The organism is Betaproteobacteria bacterium (assembly GCA_016791345.1).
Taxonomy (GTDB): domain Bacteria; phylum Pseudomonadota; class Gammaproteobacteria; order Burkholderiales; family JAEUMW01; genus JAEUMW01.
The window spans coordinates 1-3359 of sequence record JAEUMW010000379.1 but is presented as its reverse complement, the minus strand read 5'-3'; the positions used below and the strand labels follow the sequence as shown (position 1 = coordinate 3359).

Genomic DNA, 3359 nt, shown 5'->3' with positions numbered 1-3359 from the left:
GATCTCGAGAGCGTTCGACCCGAAATACTGGTCGGCGGCTGGATTGTTCAAGATTGCCAACGGGCAGCTGGTGAAGGCGCCTTTGGGTCACAGCCAGATGGCGATGAATTTTTCCATGTTCTGGGGCATCTCGATCATGCTTTACGAGCGGACTCTGGTATCCGACCAGAGCGAGTTCGACAGCCTGGTGGCCGCGGGCAAGTTGACGGTTCTCCCGAACTTCGCTCCGGGAGGGAACTGCACGGCAGCCGCCGACGTGGATCCGCTCCTGGTTCGCGGCTGCACGATCTTCTCCCGTTTCGCTCCGGGGCCGCCTGCGGCGGACGGCATACGGGGCGGCAACTGCTTCGTGTGTCATAACGCCCCGGGCGGCGGCGTGGGTCGACCCACTCCTCCGATGCTGAGCCAAGCGGCCTTTCAGAATGGCGAGCCGTTTACCCTGATAATCCAGGTCGGGAAGAACCTCGGCGGCGTGCATCGCCATGACCAGGGAACCATGAGCGTCGGCCTTCGGCCTGTGTTCACCGACCGCATTAACGGCGGGGAAGATCCTCACGGCAACCCGCTCTCGTTCAGTCGGCAACTCCAGAACTACCTCGCGAACGGGAACGACCCGAAGTACCTCGTCGACCCGGTGCTGCAGCGGGCCGTCGCGGGAGGTGCCCCGGCCACACCGAATCCTCTCGGCGTGGCAGGACTCGCCCCTGTGCTCGGGGTGGACGGCGCCGCCAAGGCGCCGGGCTTGCGCAACGTTGCCCTCACGCCGCCGTACTTCAGTTGGGGCGGTTACCCGAGCCTGCGGCAAGCGCTCAAGCTCTACAACCGCGGCTTGAACCGGCGCGACATCACGGCGGCCAACGCGCTTACAGAGCGCGCTGCCGGGACAGCGTGCACCTCGGGCGACAACACGGGGACCGGTCCCGATGGCAACCAGCCATACCCCTTGGCCGGCGTGGCCAACTGCGACACCAATACGACGGGGACGGTCCTTGCGCTGGGTCTGCTCGACTGCGACCCCGACCCGGTGACTGGCAACCCGCCACCGGAGTGCGCCGGCAAGACCGCCGCAAACGATGACTTGGCTGCGCTGGAGCGTTTCCTGAAGTCGCTCACCGACCCGCGCGTACAGTGCGACAAGGCGCCGTTCGACCATCCGCAGCTCACCATACTGAACGGGCACAAGGACACCGACCCGAATGGCGACAAGAAAGCGACCGACATCACGTTTTCCCTGCCCGCCGTCGGGGCGGGAGGTTATTCGTCGGCGTCGGGGTTCTGCATCCCTAACGCCGGAGACCTCTTTGCACCCGGCATGCAGGCGAGGTCTGGCGGACCAAAGGCGCCCTGAAGCCAGCCACAATCGTAACTGACCACCGCGACGCAATCGTCATCTTCGAGCGGACCCGAGCGATCGGGTCCGTTTTCTTTGGTTTGTCAGCCGGTCGACCCCCTGCCCGCGGCGCCGCGGCGCAGCATGCACATCGCTTGAAACCCCGCTGCGACCGGCGCACGATTTCAGGTTCCAGTGTTCCGCAGCCGTTTTCTCATTCGATCGACAAGGAGGAGCAGGATGGATACCTCGATTTCGGGCTTCGAATCCCGGGCTGCACTTCCCGACGTTGCGCACGTCGAGACTTCGCGCCCCTTCGTCTGGTTGCAGCGCGGCTGGGACGATCTGCGCGCCCATCCCGGCCCCAGCCTCGCCCACGGGCTCACCCTGGCCGTGCTCGGCAACGTCGTGCTAGTGCTGTGCAGCACCCACGTCGCGCTGGTGGCCGCTGCGGTGTCCGGCTTTCTGCTGGTCGGGCCGCTGCTCGCCGCGGCGTTCTACGAGCTGTCCCGCCTGCGCCACGCCGGCGAGCGCGCCTCATTCGACGCGTCGCTCGAAGGCGCGATTCGGCACGGCAGATCGCTCATCGGCCTCGGCCTGGTGCTGGCGGCGCTGGCCCTCGTCTGGGCATGGCTGTCGAGTGCGCTGTTCCAGCAGGCCTTCGGCGGTCATCTGCCGTCGGTGGCGGAAAGCGCGTACCAGGTCATCTCCGATGGCAAGTACGGCAGCTTCTTCCTCACCTATATGACCACTGGTGCCGTATTCGCGGTCGTCGCGTTCCTGCTGTCTGCCGTTGCCGCGCCGATGATCTTCGACGGTCGCGCCGATACGCGCACCGCGGTGGCGATGAGCATCAAGACCGTCATCGCCAATCCGGGCGCAATGGCGCTGTGGGCGGCCATCATCGCCGTGCTCACCGCCATCGGCTTTGCCACCCTCATGCTCGGTCTCGTGGTGATCCTGCCGCTGCTCGGTCACGCGACGTGGCACGCCTACCGCGATCTCGTGTTCGGCAGCTATGCGCCGTGGGATTCGGAAGAGATCTGATTGCCGCGGGAGGACGTTGATCCGCTGACCTGCGCTCCGCTCGATCGCCACGCTGGCGCTGTGTTCGCCTACAGCGAGCGCAGCCGCTCGGCTGCACGCGCCAGCGTTTCCTCCGATTTGGCGAAGCAGAAACGCAGCACCTTGCGGTCCTCGCCATTCGCATGGAATGCCGAGACCGGGATCGACGCGACGCCGATCTCCCGCGTCAGCCGCTCGGCGAGCGCGCGGTCGCCCTCCTCCGAGATCCTCCGGTAGCTCGCGAGCTGGAAGTAGGTGCCACGGCAGGGCAGCAGATCGAAGCGCGAACCGGCGAGCGAGCGCCGGAAGGAATCCCGCTTCGCTTCGTAGAACGTCGCGAGCTCCGCGTACCAGTCGCCACGCTGCATGAAATCGGCAAGCGCGAGCTGCGACGGCGTGTGCACGCAGAAGACGACGAACTGGTGGGCCTTGCGAAACTCGGCCATGAGCACACGCGGCGCGAGGCAGTAGGCGATCTTCCAGCCGGTGACGTGGTAGGTCTTGCCGAAGCTCGACACGACGAAGCTCCGCTCGGCCAGTCGCGGATGGCGCGCGACGCTCTCGTGACGCTCGCCATCGAACACCATGTGCTCGTACACCTCGTCGCTCGCCACCAGGATGTCGGTGTCGCTCACGATCGCTTCGAGTTCCGCCAGATCCTGCGCCGAGAGCGTGCTGCCGCTCGGATTGTGCGGTGAGTTGATCACGATCATGCGCGTGCGGGGCGTCACGAGTTCGCGCACGGCGGCCCAGTCGGGGCGGTAGTCGGGATGCGAAAGACGCGCGTACACCGGTGTGCCGCCGTTGAGCAGGATCGACGGCACGTAGCTGTCGTACACCGGCTCGAACACGATCACCTCGTCGCCCGGGCGCACCGCGCAGGCGATCGCGGTGAAGATCGCCTGCGTGGCCCCCGCGGTGACCGTGATCTCGCTCTCGACGTCGTAGCGCGCGCCGTACAGCG

The 3359-nt window shown here is 66.2% G+C and carries 3 protein-coding genes; 2 read left to right on the top strand and 1 reads right to left on the bottom strand.

Annotation, left to right across the window (positions count from 1 at the left end):
* Positions 1-43: 43 nt before the first annotated feature.
* Positions 44-1348, top strand: coding sequence for a hypothetical protein (locus JNK68_14650; GenBank protein MBL8541584.1), 1305 nt, complete (start codon positions 44-46; stop codon positions 1346-1348).
* Positions 1349-1570: 222 nt separating this feature from the next.
* Positions 1571-2377 carry a DUF2189 domain-containing protein gene (locus JNK68_14645; GenBank protein MBL8541583.1) on the top strand — a complete coding sequence of 269 codons (807 nt, stop codon included), beginning with the start codon at positions 1571-1573 and terminating at the stop codon, positions 2375-2377.
* 68 nt (positions 2378-2445) lie between these two features.
* On the opposite strand, the gene JNK68_14640 is transcribed toward JNK68_14645, so the two are convergent.
* On the bottom strand, positions 2446-3359 hold a 914-nt coding region (locus JNK68_14640; GenBank protein MBL8541582.1), incomplete at its 5' end, for an aminotransferase class I/II-fold pyridoxal phosphate-dependent enzyme.